The organism is Micromonospora sp. NPDC048930 (assembly GCF_043197935.1).
Lineage (GTDB): Bacteria > Actinomycetota > Actinomycetes > Mycobacteriales > Micromonosporaceae > Micromonospora.
The window spans coordinates 22,603-38,218 of record NZ_JBICUB010000004.1; the positions used below are offsets into that span (position 1 = coordinate 22,603).

18 protein-coding genes are annotated in these 15,616 nt (G+C 74.3%); 3 read left to right on the forward strand and 15 right to left on the reverse strand.

Going from position 1 to position 15,616, the window contains the following annotated elements:
- Window positions 1-10 precede the first annotated feature (10 nt).
- The 15 genes from ACGFI9_RS12220 to ACGFI9_RS12290 form a co-directional block, all read right to left on the reverse strand.
- Window positions 11-727: a histone-like nucleoid-structuring protein Lsr2 gene (locus tag ACGFI9_RS12220; RefSeq protein WP_393177960.1), complete on the reverse strand. Its 717-nt coding sequence runs from the start codon at window positions 725-727 to the stop codon at window positions 11-13.
- Window positions 727-1,260 carry a hypothetical protein gene (locus ACGFI9_RS12225; protein ID WP_393177962.1) on the reverse strand — a complete coding sequence of 178 codons (534 nt, stop codon included), beginning with the start codon at window positions 1,258-1,260 and terminating at the stop codon, window positions 727-729. The genes ACGFI9_RS12220 and ACGFI9_RS12225 overlap by 1 nt, the downstream gene beginning before the upstream one ends.
- Window positions 1,257-1,454, reverse strand: a complete 198-nt coding sequence (locus tag ACGFI9_RS12230) for a hypothetical protein (protein WP_393177964.1) — start codon at window positions 1,452-1,454, stop codon at window positions 1,257-1,259. Before ACGFI9_RS12230 ends, ACGFI9_RS12225 begins: the two co-directional genes overlap by 4 nt.
- A gap of 157 nt (window positions 1,455-1,611) precedes the next feature.
- The gene (locus tag ACGFI9_RS12235; RefSeq protein ID WP_393177966.1) at window positions 1,612-2,541 is read right to left on the reverse strand and encodes a hypothetical protein; all 930 of its coding nucleotides are present in this window, start codon (window positions 2,539-2,541) and stop codon (window positions 1,612-1,614) included.
- Window positions 2,534-4,612, reverse strand: coding sequence for a hypothetical protein (locus ACGFI9_RS12240; protein WP_393177968.1), 2,079 nt, complete (start codon window positions 4,610-4,612; stop codon window positions 2,534-2,536). The genes ACGFI9_RS12235 and ACGFI9_RS12240 overlap by 8 nt, the downstream gene beginning before the upstream one ends.
- Window positions 4,609-5,262, reverse strand: a complete 654-nt coding sequence (locus tag ACGFI9_RS12245; protein WP_393177970.1) for a hypothetical protein — start codon at window positions 5,260-5,262, stop codon at window positions 4,609-4,611. Before ACGFI9_RS12245 ends, ACGFI9_RS12240 begins: the two co-directional genes overlap by 4 nt.
- Window positions 5,255-5,767 (reverse strand): hypothetical protein, encoded by a 513-nt coding sequence (locus ACGFI9_RS12250; protein ID WP_393177972.1) that lies wholly within the window; start codon window positions 5,765-5,767, stop codon window positions 5,255-5,257. The genes ACGFI9_RS12245 and ACGFI9_RS12250 overlap by 8 nt, the downstream gene beginning before the upstream one ends.
- On the reverse strand, window positions 5,764-6,015 hold the full coding sequence (locus ACGFI9_RS12255; RefSeq protein ID WP_393177974.1) for a hypothetical protein: 252 nt from the start codon (window positions 6,013-6,015) through the stop codon (window positions 5,764-5,766). The genes ACGFI9_RS12250 and ACGFI9_RS12255 overlap by 4 nt, the downstream gene beginning before the upstream one ends.
- A complete protein-coding gene (locus ACGFI9_RS12260) occupies window positions 6,012-6,230 on the reverse strand; it encodes a hypothetical protein (protein ID WP_393177976.1) in 219 nt (72 codons plus the stop codon). The genes ACGFI9_RS12255 and ACGFI9_RS12260 overlap by 4 nt, the downstream gene beginning before the upstream one ends.
- A complete protein-coding gene (locus ACGFI9_RS12265) occupies window positions 6,223-6,783 on the reverse strand; it encodes a hypothetical protein (protein WP_393177978.1) in 561 nt (186 codons plus the stop codon). The genes ACGFI9_RS12260 and ACGFI9_RS12265 overlap by 8 nt, the downstream gene beginning before the upstream one ends.
- Window positions 6,780-7,430 (reverse strand): sigma-70 family RNA polymerase sigma factor, encoded by a 651-nt coding sequence (locus tag ACGFI9_RS12270; RefSeq protein ID WP_393177980.1) that lies wholly within the window; start codon window positions 7,428-7,430, stop codon window positions 6,780-6,782. The genes ACGFI9_RS12265 and ACGFI9_RS12270 overlap by 4 nt, the downstream gene beginning before the upstream one ends.
- 112 nt (window positions 7,431-7,542) lie before the next feature.
- On the reverse strand, window positions 7,543-7,974 hold the full coding sequence (locus tag ACGFI9_RS12275; protein WP_393177982.1) for a hypothetical protein: 432 nt from the start codon (window positions 7,972-7,974) through the stop codon (window positions 7,543-7,545).
- Window positions 7,971-8,759 (reverse strand): hypothetical protein, encoded by a 789-nt coding sequence (locus ACGFI9_RS12280; protein WP_393177984.1) that lies wholly within the window; start codon window positions 8,757-8,759, stop codon window positions 7,971-7,973. The genes ACGFI9_RS12275 and ACGFI9_RS12280 overlap by 4 nt, the downstream gene beginning before the upstream one ends.
- Complete coding sequence (locus ACGFI9_RS12285; protein ID WP_393177986.1) at window positions 8,756-9,004, reverse strand: hypothetical protein; 249 nt, start codon at window positions 9,002-9,004, stop codon at window positions 8,756-8,758. Before ACGFI9_RS12285 ends, ACGFI9_RS12280 begins: the two co-directional genes overlap by 4 nt.
- 140 nt (window positions 9,005-9,144) lie before the next feature.
- Window positions 9,145-9,393: a helix-turn-helix domain-containing protein gene (locus ACGFI9_RS12290; RefSeq protein WP_393177988.1), complete on the reverse strand. Its 249-nt coding sequence runs from the start codon at window positions 9,391-9,393 to the stop codon at window positions 9,145-9,147.
- 125 nt (window positions 9,394-9,518) lie between these two features.
- Here ACGFI9_RS12290 and ACGFI9_RS12295 point away from each other — a divergent pair, with 125 nt between their 5' ends.
- The 3 genes from ACGFI9_RS12295 to ACGFI9_RS12305 all read left to right on the forward strand — a co-directional run.
- Window positions 9,519-9,779 carry a helix-turn-helix domain-containing protein gene (locus ACGFI9_RS12295; protein WP_393177990.1) on the forward strand — a complete coding sequence of 87 codons (261 nt, stop codon included), beginning with the start codon at window positions 9,519-9,521 and terminating at the stop codon, window positions 9,777-9,779.
- A 67-nt stretch (window positions 9,780-9,846) separates the two neighbouring features.
- Window positions 9,847-10,944: a branched-chain amino acid aminotransferase gene (locus ACGFI9_RS12300; RefSeq protein ID WP_393177992.1), complete on the forward strand. Its 1,098-nt coding sequence runs from the start codon at window positions 9,847-9,849 to the stop codon at window positions 10,942-10,944.
- A gap of 209 nt (window positions 10,945-11,153) precedes the next feature.
- Window positions 11,154-15,616 (forward strand): beta strand repeat-containing protein (locus ACGFI9_RS12305; protein WP_393177994.1); only part of this gene is annotated, 4,463 nt, incomplete at its 3' end.

A 15,616-nucleotide genomic window follows, 5' to 3' on the forward strand; every position in this document is an offset into this window, starting at 1 on the left:
GGTTGCTCCTTCACTCGGTGTCGGGGTCGGTGGACGCGGTGGCCTGGCCGGGGTTGGCCTTGAGGTAGGCGTCCATCACGTCGCGGGGTATCCGCCCCAGCGCCGGCACGTCGACCTTGTTCTGCCGGGCCCACGCCCGGACGGTCTTGGCCGGCACCTCCGGACCGGCGGCCGGGACCGCGGCGCCGCTCGCCGGCGGGCGGGCAGGCCGGCCGGTCGCGGCCCGCAGCTCCTCCTGTGCCTTCTTCAGCTCGGCGGCCAGTTCGTCGACGCGGCGCTGCGCGGCGGCGGCCTGTTCCTCCTTGGCGAGCGCCTCGCGCACCTCGGCGGCCAGGGCGCGCAGCTTCTCGCCGAGGGCCTGCACCCGCCGGGTGGGTGAGGCCGCGGCGGCGTGGAGCAGCTGCGTCAACGTGTCCGGGCCGGCCGGCGCCGCAGGCTGTGCGGGCGGGCGGAGGGTGCCGGGCGGCGGCACCGTGGTGGTCCGGGGGACGCCGGGGACGCCCGGGCGGCCCTGCGCGGCCGCCACGGCGCGGGCCCGGTGCTCGTACGCGGTGACCATCTGCCCGGCGACGACCTCATCGCCGGCGCACATGTCGTTGATGACCCTGGTGATGGCCTTCTGCGTCAGGCCGGTGGCGTCGGCGATCTCGATCTCGGACTTCCCGCCGACGAACAGGCGCAGCACCTCGTAGTCCGCCCGGCTGGTGATCTTCGGTACGGGCGGCATCAGGCCACCCCACCGACGCGGTCCGGGTCGGCGTTGGCCGCGTCCTCCTGGCGGCGGACCTCGGCCAGCACCTCATCGCCGAGCGTGGTGGTCGTGTAGAGGCGCACCCCGTTGCCGAGGGCCTCGGACTCCGGGGCCAGCTCGACCAGCCGCTGCCGCTTCAGCGGCGCGAGGCGCTGGGTGGCGCGCTTGAGGACCATCGGCGGCCCCGGCTCCTTCTCGAAGTCGGGACGGGTGAACCGGGGGTCGTGGTGGACGCGGCCCTGCTGCACGGCGGTGAGCAGCTGCACCTGGTCCGCGTCGAGGCTGATCCTCGCCATGGTGTTTCTCCGATCGGTGGTGCGGGCGGCCACGGCGGCCGCGGTGGTTGATCCGCCGTCGAGCACCGTCAGGTGCCCACGGCGGCGGGGTGGGGTCGGCGGTGCCGCCAGGTCGGCGGGGGCGCGGACCAGCGGCTGGGGAACGACCGGCGGCAGCCAGGTGGGCCCGTACCGCTCCACCAGCAGCGCCTCCATCAGCTGGTCCCGGGTCATGGCCGGCCGCCCTGCCCGGCCGCCCGGACCGCGCAGGCCGAGCAGTCGCGGGCCTTGTAGTGGTACGGCTGGCGGGAGATGGTCTGGGTGACCGTCACGCCGCAGACGTGCGGGTTCTCGGCGGCCTTGACCGGCCGGCCCAGCACGGTGCTGGCCACCAGCCACAGCCCGGGCCGGGCGATCGGCGCGGTCATGGCGTGTCCGCTGGCGGGGGTGTCCATGGGTGCCCGGTCCGGGCAAAAACGACGCGGCCGGACGCGTCGAGCGTGAGCGGGTCATCACCCATCCGCAGTAGGCGCGGGTCGATATCGACCTCGTGCTCTTCGTCGTAGATCCACACGCGCCAGGTCGTCACTTGGTCACCGCCTTGTCGGGCGGGGCGGTGGCGGCCATGCGGCGCAGGAGCAGCAGCGTGCGGTCGGCGGTGACCGGGTCGATCGCGTGCCGGACAGCCAGGGTGTCCGGGTCGACCTCGCCCCGCCACCAGGTGGCCCGCTCCCACAAGCTGTTGTGGCCGCCCCTGGGCCAGGTCAGCGCGTCCGCGTAGTAGAGGCGCAGCAGCGGCCTCAGTTCTTCGGGCCGCCAGGTAACGACCATCTCGGCGGCCAGCAGCGGCCGGAGCACCTCCGCCAGGCTGCCCGGTTCGACCGCATCGGCGGGGACGGCCTTCACCCGCGGCCCGGCCAGCCGGATGGTCGCCTGGACGCGCCGGCCGCTGATGGCGGTGACGGCGTCGACGCGCAGCGCCACCGGCTCCAGGTTGCGCCGGCCGGACGGAGCCGGCGGGCGGAACACCTCGTCGACGCGCACCACGGGCGGCGCCGCCGCGAGGACCCGGGCCGCCCACCGGGCCGCCTCGGTACGCGTCCGGGCGGCAGCGGCCACCGCGGCGCGCAGCCGGACCACCCGCGCGCACGCCAGGCAGAGCCGCCGGGTCGGCTCCGCGTCGCCGTCGGGCAGGTACGCGAAGCCGGTCACCGCGCCGAGCTCCGGCACCGGCCGGTCCGGGCGGGCGCCGCACTCCCCGCACACCCGGCCGGTTCCGGTCGCGGCCCGGTGGCGGGCCGCCTCCAGCTGCGCGGCGGTCGCCGGCGACGGCAACGACTCAGCCAGCGCGTACAGCTCGAAGTGGTCCTTCTTGCCGCGCCAGTTGCTGGTCTCCACCCACGCCCGCTGGGGCCCGCCCGGCACCCGGGGCAGGTCCAGGTCCGCCAGCTGCGTCTTGGAGTACAGGCCGGCCGGCACCGTCCGCCAGCCCGGGTACACGATCAGGTCAGGCACGACCGTCCTCCTCGATCAGTTCGCCGTCGATCGCGTCGCCGCCGCGCAGGCCGGCCTGGACGCCGGCGGCGTACTGCCGCGAGAGCTGGGCCGGCAGGATCCCCAGCGCGCAGAGCACGTCGAGCGCCTCGTCGACGCCGGGCGCCCAGATCCGGATGTCGCTGAGGACGTACCGCTCGGACCGGTAGCTGATCTCGATCTCGCCGTCGCGGTCCCAGGCCACCTCCACGTGCACGACGGGCTGCTGCTGGGGCTTCTTGTGGTAGTCGCGCGGCGGCCGCGGCGTCACCTCGCCGGCGACGTACTCCCGGCCGAGCACGTGCGGGATGGCACGGCCGGTATTGACGTACTGAGGGTGCCGGGCCAGGACGGCCCGGGCGTACTCGAAGACGGCGCGCAACCGGCCGATCTCGGCAACGGTCAGCATGCCGTCGTCGGGGGTTACCCCCGCCCCGCCGTCGGGGGAAGCCGACGACGGGGCAGGAGCTGGAGCAGCGTCACCCGCGCCATGAGGAAACGCGGTATCCGCTCCATCCGCCGGCTCGGTAGGCACACCGGCGGCCGACTCGGTGGGGGTGCCTGCCGGGGCGGAGCCGCGAATCTCCGCCCCGGCTTCCCGCGAGGCCCGGGGGTCGTGGGCCTCGGCGGCCGGCCCGGTCGGGACCGGTTCACCCGCCGGCTCGGTCGCAGGGACCGGCCGGCGGATCTGGAGCAGCTCGTCCCACCGCCAGGTCCGCTGGGCGGTGGCGGTGTGGACGCCGGTGCGGGTACGCGCCTGGACCCGCCAGCCGCCCGGCTCCGGCGGCATCGGGCCAATCTCCACCGAGGTGGCCGGCTGCCATCCCTCCGGCCCGACCCACACCAGATCGCCCGCGCGCAGCAGGCCGGCCGGCAGGGTCCGCTCCGGGCCCGGCGCCATCTTCGGGTCCTGCGCGGCGAGCTTCTCCTCGAGCATCTGCGCGTGATCGCCAGCGGTCAGGCAGGCCGGGCAGCGGCCGTTGTAGAGCACCACGGCCGGCACCAGGCTGTGACAGGCACGGCAGTCAACCACGCTGATGGCGGCCGCGGTGCGGCCCTCCGGCCGGCGGACGGTCACCGCCAGGTCGCCGGCCATGTCCTCGTGCACGGGCACGTTCTCACCGTGGTCGGTGAAGACCGTGACGCCGGCGTCGAAGTGGACCTGGACTACCTGGTGCCAAGCGACGAAGCGGCGCGGCCCGTACGGCCGGTCGATGTAGTCGCCGGGCAGCAGGGTGCCGAAGGTGACGCTGGTGGTGACGTAGTCCGCCGGCGGCATGAACCGGCACGCCGGGCACCAGCGTGGCGGGGTGTCGGGCAGGTCGCCGACCGGGGTCACCGTCGCGCACCGCGGGCAGGGTTCCTCGGTCGGCGGGGCGGGCGGCCAGCACTTGCGGCACCAGGTGGCCTCGTGCTGCTCGGCGGCCTGCCCGGCGGTCAGGGTGAGGCCGGTGCGGGTCGACCGGGAGCACCTGGTCGACGCCTTCGTCTTGAGCGCGTGCGCCTCGATGCCCCGGCGGGCGGCCGCGATCCACACCTGCTCGTCCGGAGCTGGGCCGGCGGCCGCGAGGGCGGTGTCCATCTCCTCGAGGGAGCCGAACCGCAGGCTCCGGCCGGCAGCGAGGTCCTCGTCCGGTGACGGCTCGGGTGTTGGGCGGGTGGCGGGCCGGTCGCGGCCGTCGAGCGACCGGACGGTGGTGGGCAGATCGTCTGTCTCAGCTGCGACAGTCGCGACCTCCCGGGCCACGGTGTCCTTGCTGATGCCCAGCGCGGTGCCGATCGCGCGAGTGGACATGCCGACCTGCCGCAGCACGGTCACCGCCGCCGTGCGGTGCACCTCCGGCACCCGCAGCCGGTCCGCGCCGAACTCGCCGTCCAGGTACGCCTGCCAGCTGTCGTAGCCGAGGACCTGCCAGTCGTGGCGCTCCCATGCGAGGGCGAACTCGGCCACGGTCTCCAGGTAGTCGCGCAGGCCCTTGCGGATCCGCTGCGCCCGGTCCCGGGCGGCCGCCGGGGTGGACCGCTCGGTCAGCGCGGCGACGTCGGGGCTCACTGGGCTGCCCTCCGGGCGGCGCGGCGGGTACGGCGGCGTGCGCCGGCCAGGGTCCAGCAGTAGCCCCACCAGGACCCGCCGTCGCCGGACATCACCGCCCAGTTCCACCGGCGCCGCCACCACGGGCGGCCAGGGGACCGCTGGGGCGAGAACTCGAAGACGGGCGACGGCGGCAACACCGCCAGCCGCAGGCCTTGCTCGGCGGTCTTCACCTCGAAGGACCGCTTGATCTGCTCCGCTTCGTCCTCGGAGAGCTCGCGGGCGGCCCGCAGGATGAGGTTCGGCTGCGGGTCCGCTGCCGCCGCCGGCTCGGTCTCCGGGCCCCAGATGTCGGCGTGGCTGTACCAGCGCGGCGGCGCGGCCACGGCGGGCAGCACGCAGGGCACGCCGGTCGGGTGGTCCGGGTGACCTGCCTCGGTGCAGCCGTTGCAGCACAGGTCGGCGGGCGGTTCGCAGTTCGCGTTGTGCATGTCGCAGCACGCCGGCGCGGGGCTGTCCGGAGCCGCGCCGGCGTGCTGGCCGGCCGGCTCGCCCCGCCAGTACGGTGCCAGCCGCTCCGGCTGTCCCGGCCGGTACTCCGGATAGGTCGCGTACCCGGGCCGGCGAGCGGCGGCGGCGCGCAGCTCGGCGTCGGTCAGGCGGTCACCCATCGGTCCGCACCTTCTGGTCGATGCGGTCGCCGAGGAAGAGCATTCCGGCGAACTCCTGCTCCCCGATCCAGCAGTCGTACCGGCCGAAGCCCGCCGGGGGCGGTCCGTCGACCTGTTCTCCGGCCGCGCGGTTGACGGGGCAGTCGAAGAGGTTCGGCCTGCAGGACAGCGGGTGCTTGATCGTCCAGCCGTCCTCGCGGAACTCGATGAGGTGGCGCGGGTCGTCGTCGAGCGGGGTGACGCCCAGCGCCGCCCAGACCAGGCCGGCCCGCTCCGTGGTGGCGCCCTCCAGGTCGACCCGGAGCCGGCCGACGGTCGCCCACAGCGAGTAGTCGACGCGGCGCAGGTCGATGTCGGCGAGGATCTGCGCGGCGGTCATGCCCCGGCCGCGTCGACGGTCCAGGGCCTCCTTGCAGAGCGCGCAGTCGGGGCCGTCGTGGTCGATGCACACGGCGGCCAGGGCGACCGTGATGGCCGCTTCGGTGGGGATGGTCCTCTCGGTCACCAGGACTCCTCCGGGTCGTGCTCGCCGAGGATCGCGGCGTCGCGGGCCTGGGCGGCTGCGGCGAGCGCGGGCGAGATGCGGGTCTGCGGTACGGGCGGGGGTGGTGGCGGCCGGTGGGCCGGGTCGTCCGGCGCGCCGGGCCGCTGGCAGGTGCGGCAGGTCTTGCGGCCGTTCCAGTCGGTGCCGAGGTCGGGGTCCGGGTCCCAGTTCGGGCAGGGCCGCGGCGCGGGTGTGCGTGGCCCGCTCACGGGGTGCCGTCCTCGGTCGCGGCGTCGAGCAGGTCCTGGCCGGCCCGGCCGCGCCGCCCGGACAGGCCGGGCAGCGGGACCGGGGCGGCCTGGGCGCGGGCCTTGCGGCGGCGCTTGCGCCAGCAGCCGGATCCGATCCGGCGGGACCGGGACAGTGCGCTGCGGCAAGGTGTCCCGCAGTCCAGGCACGGCACCCGGGCCTGTTCCTCACCCATCGCTGGTCCTTGGCCGGACCAGCCGGGCGTCGCCGGCGAGCGGCGGCGTCGGCGCGGTGATCAGGCAGCTGGGCACCGTGGTGTCCGCTGCCGGGTCGAACAGCCACGGGCGCCTGCTGCCCGGCTGGCCGAGGGTGGAGATCCGGACGGTCGGTTCGCTCGCGCCGGCGACGATCGCGCGGACGCGGCCCTGGATGTCTGGGGGCACCCAGCAGCCGGCGAAGTCGACCGGGTCGCCGGTGGCGTAGGCGTCGACCAGCCGGTGCGCGTACGCCGGGGTGAGCGGTGGCGGGGCGGCGACGTCCAGGGCGAGGCCGTCCGGACGCCAGTTGTCCCAGATGTCGGCGGTGCCGCGCATGAGCCGGACCAGGTGGACCGGGTCGCAGCAGGCCTGGGCGAGGTCGCGCAGCTCGCGGAACGCGCGGCCGGCGCGCTCGGCGTCGTCGGCGGCGCGGCCGCGCTGGGCCAGGCCGGCCAGGATCGCGCCGACGGCGACGCCGGCGACCAGGACGGCGGAGATCGTGAAGGCGAGAGCAGCGGGGTCGGTGATCATCGGGACTCCTGGAAGCCGGCGGGGAGCAGCCGCGCGAGCGCGCGGCAGGCTCGGTACTGGATGGCCTTGACCGCGCCCTCGTTCTTGCCGACCGCGATCGCGGTCTCGGCGACGGACAGGCCGTGGAGGAAGCGCAGGATGATGACGGTCTGCTGCTCGACGGTGAGCTGCTTGACGGCGGTGAGCAGCGCGATGTTGGTCAGGTGGTCGACGGCGGCTGCGGCCGGGTCGCCCTCGCAGCCGAGCTGCTCGTGGTCCAGGCCGGAGGCCGGGTCGTGCACATCCGCGGTGGTGACCTCCAGCCGGTAGCGGCCGGACTTGTAGTGGTCGGCGACCAGGTTCCGGGCGATGGTGACGAACCACGCACCGATGTCGCGGCCCTGCCACTGCACCCGGTCGATCCGGCGCAGCGCCCGGATGAACGCTTCGGAGGTGAGGTCCTCGGCGAGCTGGCGGTTGCCGGTCCGGAAGTAGACGAACCGGAACACGGTGTCCGCGTAGCGCGCGTAGAGCTGGCCGAAGGCGTCCCGGTCGCCGGCCTGCGCCGCCACGACCAGGTCCCACGTGCCGCCCGGGCCGGCGAGCTGCTCGACCGCGGGCGGGCCCGGCTGGGCCGGCACCAGGGCCGGCAGCACCGCGGCGGTCACCGCGTACCCGCCTGGTCCAGCCAGGTCGCCACGGCGAGCAGGACGACGACCAGCACCAGGCCGGCCACCTCGCCGGCGGCCGCCCGCATGCCCTCCACGATCGCGGCGCCCATCACTCGCCGTCCTCGCCCGGCTCGGGCTGCGGCTCGCGGTGCACCAGCGCGACCGGTCCGAGATTGCTCAGCAGGTCGTTCGGGCTGATCCGCTGCTCCCGGTACAGGTTCGGCGTCTCCCGCGCCGGCGACATCACCAGCCGCGCGCCCTCGAAGACACGCCCGTCGTCGCCGGTCCGGGCCGCCTTCACCGTCGCGAACCACAGGTCACCGTCGGCGTCACGCCACAGGTCACCGACCTCGGGCGGCCACTCCGCCGGCGCCACCCGCTCGACCGCCACGTCCTCGTCGGACAGCGGCAGCTCGTGGTCCAGACCCCCGAATCGCACGGTTAGCCACCCCGCCGCCGGCGGGCTCTTGACCTCGGCGAACCGGATCGTGACGTTCACCTGGTCGCCGGCGACGAAGGCCGGCCGCTCCTGCCCGGTCACGCCGACACCGCCTCGGCCTGCTTGCGGGCGGCCGGGTCGGTCTCCCGGACGATGTGGTGGTTCAGCAGGTCGACCGCCTCACCGGGGCTGTCGAACCCGTCGAAGACGGTGCCGCAGGCGCACCGGACCCCGCACTCACCGGGCCCGCCGGTCCACCCGCCGGTCTGGTAGTGCTCGCCGACGGCCGGGGCCTGGTCGGCGGCGGCCGGCGCGGCGACCGGAACGACGGAGACCAGGTCGACGCGGACACCGCGCCAGTCGACGATCGCGTGGTAGCCGGTCGCGCCGACCATCGCGAAGTGCCGGGCGCTGCGCAGCGCGCCCGGCTCCGCGCCTAGCCTCGCGGCCCAGGCGATCGCCTCGCCCTCCGTGTCGAAGTCCAGCTGCGCGGCGTGGGTGCGCGAGTCGAAGCGGACCGCCCGCGGCGCCGGCAGCGCCGCCCGGTCCACGGCGTAGCAGAGCCGGGAGATCTCGCGGAGCATGTTCGTCCGGGCGATCCGCACCAGCGCCGACTGACCGGCGGAGTCCGCCAGCGCCCGGTCGATCGGCGAGACCACCTGGTCGGGCCCGGCGGCCTCGGCGGCGGCTCGTGCCCTGCGGGCGATGTGGTTGCCCAGCAGACGCGACGACTCGCGGACGGACCCGCCGGCGTATACCGCGCCGCAGGTGCACCGCACCTCGCCGGCCGGGCCGGCCCAGCCGGGGACCACGTGGTGTTCGGTGTTCCCCGCCGGCGTGCCGCCGGCGCTGGACGCCACCTCGGCGGTGGCCTGTACGTTGGTCATCTCGACCGTCCTTCCTCATCAGGGTTGGTGCGGGTACGGGATTCCGGGGTCACGGCCGTTGCAGCGGGCGTGACCCCGTCTCGCTGGCGGGCGATTTCCTCGAGCACCGCCGCCATCTGGCGGGCGTCGTAGGCCCGCCGCTCCTGCTCGGTGGCCGGCCGCCAGCGGACCGGCACCGGCTCGGACGCCGGTGCGGCCGGCGCAGTGAGCGCGGTGACGATCAGGACGAGGCCGAAAATCACCATCGCCAGCGCCGAGGCGAGGCCCCTCGTGGGTTTCGCCGGCGGCTGGGGCTTGCGGGGCTTCGGTGGCTTGCCGGGGGTCCGCGGCTTCGGGGCCGTTGCCGGACGGGGCACGCCGCTCGGCTTCGACCACGGGAACGGGCTCACGCGGCCGGGGCGGCGTCGGCGGCGGGCAGCAGCGCGAGCACAGGCACCCCGAGGGCCTTGGCGATGAGCGCCAGGTCGTCGGTGGTGAAGGGCATCTCACCCGTCAGCCGCCGGCCGATGTAGCTCTGGCTCAGGCCGGTCGCGTCCGCCAGGGCCCGCTGGCTCATCCGGCGGCGGGCGAGCTCGACTCGGATCGCCTCGGAGATCCGCTCACGCAACCCGCTGAGTGGGTTAGTCTCTTGCATGCGGGTAGTTCTACCGGGACGCGGTGAGGGTTGTCAACCCGCCTAGCGGGTTATCAGTGAAAATCAGGGGAGCTGTTAACCCTTGAGACTTGCGCGTGACCCGCTAGGCGGGTCAGAATGGCGCTATGAGTGATACGGCAACGACGGTTCGAGGCCGCCTACGCGAGCAGACAGCGGAGGAAATCCGCGTGCTCCTGGCGCGCCGCCGCATCAGCGCAGCCGAGCTCGCCCGGCGTGCCGGCATGAAGCAGAGCACCCTCGCCCGACGCATGACCGGCGAGATCGCCTTCGACCTGGACGACCTCGAAGCGATCGCCGACGTGCTCGACGTCTCAGTGACTGAGCTGCTCCCGGCCCCATTCCGGCTGAACGACCGTTCGGGGTAAGTTTCTGGCACCAGTGACGTCGGCGTGCGATCCCGCATGCCGTGGGACCCGCAGGGAGGTCAGCGCGATGAGCGGTGGTGACAAGCTCGATTTCGAGATCCGTCCGAATCCCGCGCCGGTATCCGCCGCCGACCGGGCCGCCCTGCTGGCGAACCCCGGGTTCGGCCGGGTGTTCACCGACCACATGGTGACGATCCGGTACGCCGAGGGCAAGGGTTGGTACGACGCCCGGGTGGAGGCCCGCGCGCCGATCCCGATGGACCCGGCCGCCGCGGTCCTGCACTACGCACAGGAGATCTTCGAGGGGCTGAAGGCGTACCGGACCGGGGACGGGGCGGTCACCATGTTCCGTCCCGAGGCGAACGCCGCCCGCTTCGCGGCCTCCGCGCAGCGGCTGGCGATGCCGGAGCTGCCGGCGGAGACCTTCGTCGAGTCGCTGCACCGGCTGGTCGAGATCGACCAGGACTGGATCCCCGAGCACGAGGACGCCAGCCTCTACCTGCGGCCGTTCATGTTCGCCAGCGAGGTGTTCCTCGGTGTCCGCCCGGCCAACGAGTACCTCTACTGCGTGATCGCCTCGCCGGCCGGGGCGTACTTCCCGGGTGGGGTCAAGCCGATCACCGTCTGGGTCTCCCCGGACTACACCCGGGCGGCCCCGGGCGGCACCGGCGCGGCCAAGTGCGGCGGCAACTACGCCGCCTCGCTGGTGGCACAGGCCGAGGCGATCGAGGCCGGCTGCGACCAGGTGGTCTTCCTGGACGCCGTCGAGCGGCGGTTCGTGGACGAGTTGGGCGGCATGAACGTCTTCTTCGTCTACGACGACAACACCCTGGTCACCCCGCCGCTGAGCGGCACCATCCTGCCCGGGATCACCCGGGACGCGATCCTCACCCTGGCCGCCGAGTCGGGGCACCGGGTGCAGGAGCGGCCGGTCAGCTTCGCCGACTGGCAGGCGGACGCGGCCAGCGGCCGGCTCCGCGAGGTCTTCGCCTGTGGCACCGCCGCGGTGATCACCCCGATCGGCGGCGTGCGCTTCCCGGACGGGGAGTTCCTCGTCGGCGGCGGTGAGCCGGGCCGGTCCACGATGGCCCTCCGGCAGCGGCTGGTGGACATCCAGCGCGGCCGGTCCGCCGACCCGCACGGCTGGGTGCGGCGGGTCCTCTGACCTGCCCGTCCGCACCCGGCGACCGGGTTGCACAACCGATTGTCCGATAGCCGACACCGCTCCGGCGGTGTCGGCTGTTTCTCCTGGTAGAAGCCCCTGTCACGGTACGTGACGGGGGCGACGAACCAGACGTTCACCTGGGCATCTATGCCCATTGATCGATCTCGCCTACCTTGCTCCGCAGAAGTTGCGTCTGTGGGGGAGGCAGCATGTCGGGTCCGCTCGGCCGTCGCACCATCCGATCGAGGGTCTGGGCCGGTGCCCGACTGCGGTTCACCGCGACCCTCGCCGCACTCGTCATGCTGCTGGCCTTCGGGGTCCGCGCGGACCTGCCGGACCTCGTCCCGGCCTCGGTCTCCTGCGACTCGGTCGGCTACGCGTACGACGCCGCCGGCCAGCTCGCCGGGGTGCGGGACCAGGCCGGCCGAACGGCGCGGTACGGCTACGACCCGGCCGGCAACATCACCTCGGTCACCGACGACGGCAGCCCGGCGCTCGCCCTGCTGTCGGTGGTGCCCGCCCGGGCGGCCGTCGGCGCCGAGGTGACCCTCCAGGGTGGCTGCTTCTCCGACGTACCGGCGGAGAACACCGTCGAGTTCAACGGCGTACCGGCCCCGGTCACCGCCGCCAGCGGGCACCGGCTGGTCACCCGGGTGCCCGCCGGGGCGACCACCGGCCTGATCACGGTCCAGGTCGGCGGGGCCACCGCGACCAGCCCGCAGTCCTTCGTGGTCGCCGGCCCGGACGAGTCCGCGCCCACGGTCACCGGCGTCTCCCCGACCGTGGTCGTGCCCGGCGGCACGGTCACCGTCACCGGCACCGGGTTCGCCCCCGCCGCCGCCGACAACGCCGTCACGCTGAACCGCACCCGCGCCGCCACCACCGCCGTCGCCGCCGGCAGCCTCACCCTGCAGGTGCCCTCCGGAGCGGCCTCCGGCCGGATCGGGGTCCGCACCCGGTACGGCAGCGGCGACAGCGCGGCCGACGTGTTCGTCGCGCCCGCCCCGTACACGGTCGCCGACGTGGTGCACACCTCCCGGGTCGCGCTCGGCGAGGCGAAGTCGGTCACCATCCCCAGCGCCGGTGACGTCGCCCTGGTCGTCTTCGACCTGGCCGAGGGGCAGCAGGCGAGCGTGCAACTGGCCGACGGCACCTTCGGCTCCTGCGGCATCTCCACGGCGAAGGTCCTCGACCCGTTCGGGCGTACCGCCGCGTCGTCCGGGTGCGTGGGCGCCACCGGCTTCATCGACACGGTCAGGGCCCGCACCGCCGGCACGTACACCCTGCTGCTGGCGGCGGCGAGCGCGGCCACCGGCTCGGTCACCGCGACCGTCCGGGAGGTGCCGGCCGACGCCTCGGCGGGCACCACGCCCGGCGGCGACCCGGTCACCGTCACCACCGCCGTGGCCGGTCAGAACGCCGCGGTCACCTTCCCCGGCAGCACCGGCCAGCGGGTGTCGGTCGAGTTCACCGGCGGCACGTACGGCACCTACAACGCCACCGTCTCGCTGCGCCGGCCGGGCGGCGGCACCATCGTCTCGAACACCTCCTGCGGCGCGTCCTGCTTCTTCGACGCCACCGTGCTGCCGGCCGACGGCACCTACACGGTGTACGTCGACCCGGAGTCGACGTACACCGGGACGATCACCGTCAAGGTGAACGACGTGCCGGCCGACGCCACGGCGGGCACCACGCCGGGCGGCGCGGCCCAGACCGTGACGACCACGGTGCCCGGCCAGAACGCGGCGGTGTCCTTCCCCGCCACCGCCGGCCAGCGGGTGTCGCTGCAGATGACCGGCGGCACCTACGGCACCTACAACGCGACCGTGTCGCTGCGCCGGCCGGACGGCACGAGCATCACCTCGAACGGTTCCTGCGGCGCGTCCTGCTTCTTCGACGCCACGGTGCTGCCCACCGACGGCACCTACATCGTCGTGGTGGACCCGGAGGGCACGGCGGTCGGCGCGCTCACGGTGAAGGTCAACGACGTCCCGGCCGACGCCACCGCGAGCACCACGGTCGGCGGGACGGCGGCGTCGGTCGCCACCACGGTGCCGGGGCAGAACGCGGTGGTGTCCTTCCCGGCCACCGCCGGCCAGCGGGTGTCGCTGCAGATGACCGGCGGCACGTACGGCACCTACGACGCGACGGTGTCGCTGCGCCGGCCGGACGGCACGAGCATCACCTCGAACGGCTCCTGCGGCGCGTCGTGCTTCTTCGACGCCACGGTGCTGCCGGTCGACGGCACGTACGCGGTGGTGGTCGACCCGGAGGGGACCGTGGTCGGCGGGCTGACCGTGCAGGTCAACGCGGTGCCGGCGGACGACAGCGTCGCGACGACCGCGGGCGGGGCCGCCGTCACGGTGAGCACCACGGTGCCGGGGCAGAACGCGGCGGTTACCTTCCCGGGGGTCACCGACCAGCGGATCTCGGTGGAGCTGACCGGCGGCACGTACGGCACCTACAACGCGACGGTGTCGCTGCGGAAGCCGGACGGCGCCACCATCGTCTCCAACGGTTCCTGCGGCGCGTCCTGCTACTTCGACGCCACCCTGCTACCGGCCGACGGCACGTACACGGTGGTGGTCGACCCGGAGGGGACCGTGGTCGGCGGGCTCACCGTGAAGGTCAACGCGGTGCCGGCCGACGACACCGCGGCGACGACGCCGGACGGTGCGGCGGTCACGGTGACCACCACGGTCCCGGGCCAGAACGCGGCGGTCACCTTCCCCGGCTTCGCCGGTCAGGTCGTCACGGTGACCATGGCCAACGGCACCTTCGGTTCGAGCAACGCCTGGGTCGGGGTGCGCGGGCCGGACGGCACCTACCTGGTCTCCAACTCGTCCTGCGGCACCGGGTGCAGCTTCCCCTCGCTGTCCCTGCCGGCCGACGGCACGTACGCGATCGTGGTCGATCCGAAGACCACCACGGTCGGCGCCATCTCCGCGCAGGTCTACGACGTGCCGGCCGACGCGGTGGCGAACACCACGCCCGGCGGCGACGCGGTCACCGTGACCACCACGGTGCCCGGGCAGAACGCGGTGGTGTCGTTCCCGGCGGCTGAGGGCCAGCGGGTGTCGGTGGAGGTGACCGCCGGCACCTTCGGGTCGAGCAACGCGGTGGTGACGCTGCGCCGGCCGGACGGCACCACGATCGTCTCGAACTCGTCCTGCGGCACGTCCTGCTACTTCGACGCCACGACGCTGCCGGCGGCCGGGACGTACACCGTCCTGGTCGACCCGAAGACCACGGTCACCGGGGCGATCACGGTGAAGGTCAACGACGTGCCGGCCGACGCCACGGCGACCACCGCGCCGGGCGGCGCCGCCCCGACGGTGACCACCACCGTGCCCGGACAGAACGCGGTGGTGTCCTTCCCGGCGGCCGAGGGCCAGCGGGTGTCGGTGGAGGTGACCGCCGGCACCTTCGGGTCGAGCAACGCCACCGTCTCGCTGCGCCGGCCGGACGGCACCACGATCGTCTCGAACTCGTCCTGCGGCACGTCCTGCTACTTCGACGCGACCACGCTGGCCGCCGGCGACCACGTGGTCGTCGTCGACCCGAAGGGCACCGCGCTCGGTGCCATCACCGTCAAGGTCAACGACGTGCCGGCCGACGCGACCGCGAGCACCACGCCCGACGGCGCGGCCGTGGCGGTGACCACGACCGTACCCGGCCAGAACGCGGTGGTGTCCTTCCCCGGCGCGGCCGGCCAGGTCGTCACGGTGAACCTCACCGGCGGCACGTTCGGGTCGAGCAACGCCACGGTGACCCTCCGCAAGCCGGACGGCGCCACCGTGGTCAGCAACAGCTCCTGCGGCACGAGCTGCAACTTCAGCTCGGTGACCCTGCCGGACGCCGGCACCTGGACGGTGCTGGTCGACCCGAAGGGCACGGCGGTCGGCACCATCACCGCCCAGGTATACGACGTGCCGGTCGATGTCGCGGCGAGCACCACGCCCGGCGGGCCGGCGGTCACCGTGGCGACCACGGTGCCGGGCCAGAACGCCGTGGTGTCCTTCCCGGCGACCGACGGCCAGCGGGTCTCGGTGGAGCTGTCGGGCGGCACCTACGGGTCCAGCAACGCCGTGGTGACGCTGCGCCGGCCGGACGGCACCGCCATCGTCTCGAACTCCTCGTGCGGCACGTCCTGCTTCTTCGACGCCACCGTGCTCGCCGCGGCCGGCACCTACTCGGTCTACGTCGACCCGAAGACCACGGTCACCGGCGGGATCACCGTCAAGGTGAACGACGTACCGGCGGATGCCGCGGCGAGCACCACGCCGGGCGGCGCGGCGCAGACCGTGACGACCACCGTGCCCGGGCAGAACGCCGCCGTGTCCTTCCCGGCCACCGCCGGGCAGCGGGTCTCGGTGCAGCTGACCGGCGGCACGTACGGCACCTACAACGCGACCGTGTCGCTGCGCCGGCCGGACGGCACCAGCATCACCTCGAACGGCTCGTGCGGGGCGTCCTGCTTCTTCGACGTGACCGACCTGCCGGTCGCGGGCACCTACACGGTGCTGGTCGACCCCGAGGTGGCCGTGGTCGGCGCGCTCACCGTCAAGGTGAACGACGTGCCGGCGGATGCCACGGCGAGCACCACGCCGGGCGGCGCGGCGGTCACCGTCACCACCACCGTGCCGGGGCAGAACGGCGTGGTGTCCTTCCC

Bases quoted from the DNA above. Each gene is read 5' to 3' on its own strand.
- ACGFI9_RS12285 (WP_393177986.1), bottom strand. From the start codon at position 9,004: ATGGTGATTTTCGGCCTCGTCCTGATCGTCACCGCGCTCACTGCGCCG.
- ACGFI9_RS12300 (WP_393177992.1), top strand. From the start codon at position 9,847: ATGAGCGGTGGTGACAAGCTCGATTTCGAGATCCGTCCGAATCCCGCG.
- ACGFI9_RS12265 (WP_393177978.1), bottom strand. From the start codon at position 6,783: ATGATCACCGACCCCGCTGCTCTCGCCTTCACGATCTCCGCCGTCCTG.
- ACGFI9_RS12220 (WP_393177960.1), bottom strand. From the start codon at position 727: ATGCCGCCCGTACCGAAGATCACCAGCCGGGCGGACTACGAGGTGCTG.
- ACGFI9_RS12280 (WP_393177984.1), bottom strand. From the start codon at position 8,759: ATGACCAACGTACAGGCCACCGCCGAGGTGGCGTCCAGCGCCGGCGGC.
- ACGFI9_RS12260 (WP_393177976.1), bottom strand. From the start codon at position 6,230: ATGGGTGAGGAACAGGCCCGGGTGCCGTGCCTGGACTGCGGGACACCT.
- ACGFI9_RS12230 (WP_393177964.1), bottom strand. From the start codon at position 1,454: ATGACCGCGCCGATCGCCCGGCCCGGGCTGTGGCTGGTGGCCAGCACC.
- ACGFI9_RS12290 (WP_393177988.1), bottom strand. From the start codon at position 9,393: ATGCAAGAGACTAACCCACTCAGCGGGTTGCGTGAGCGGATCTCCGAG.
- ACGFI9_RS12245 (WP_393177970.1), bottom strand. From the start codon at position 5,262: ATGGGTGACCGCCTGACCGACGCCGAGCTGCGCGCCGCCGCCGCTCGC.
- ACGFI9_RS12295 (WP_393177990.1), top strand. From the start codon at position 9,519: ATGAGTGATACGGCAACGACGGTTCGAGGCCGCCTACGCGAGCAGACA.
- ACGFI9_RS12225 (WP_393177962.1), bottom strand. From the start codon at position 1,260: ATGACCCGGGACCAGCTGATGGAGGCGCTGCTGGTGGAGCGGTACGGG.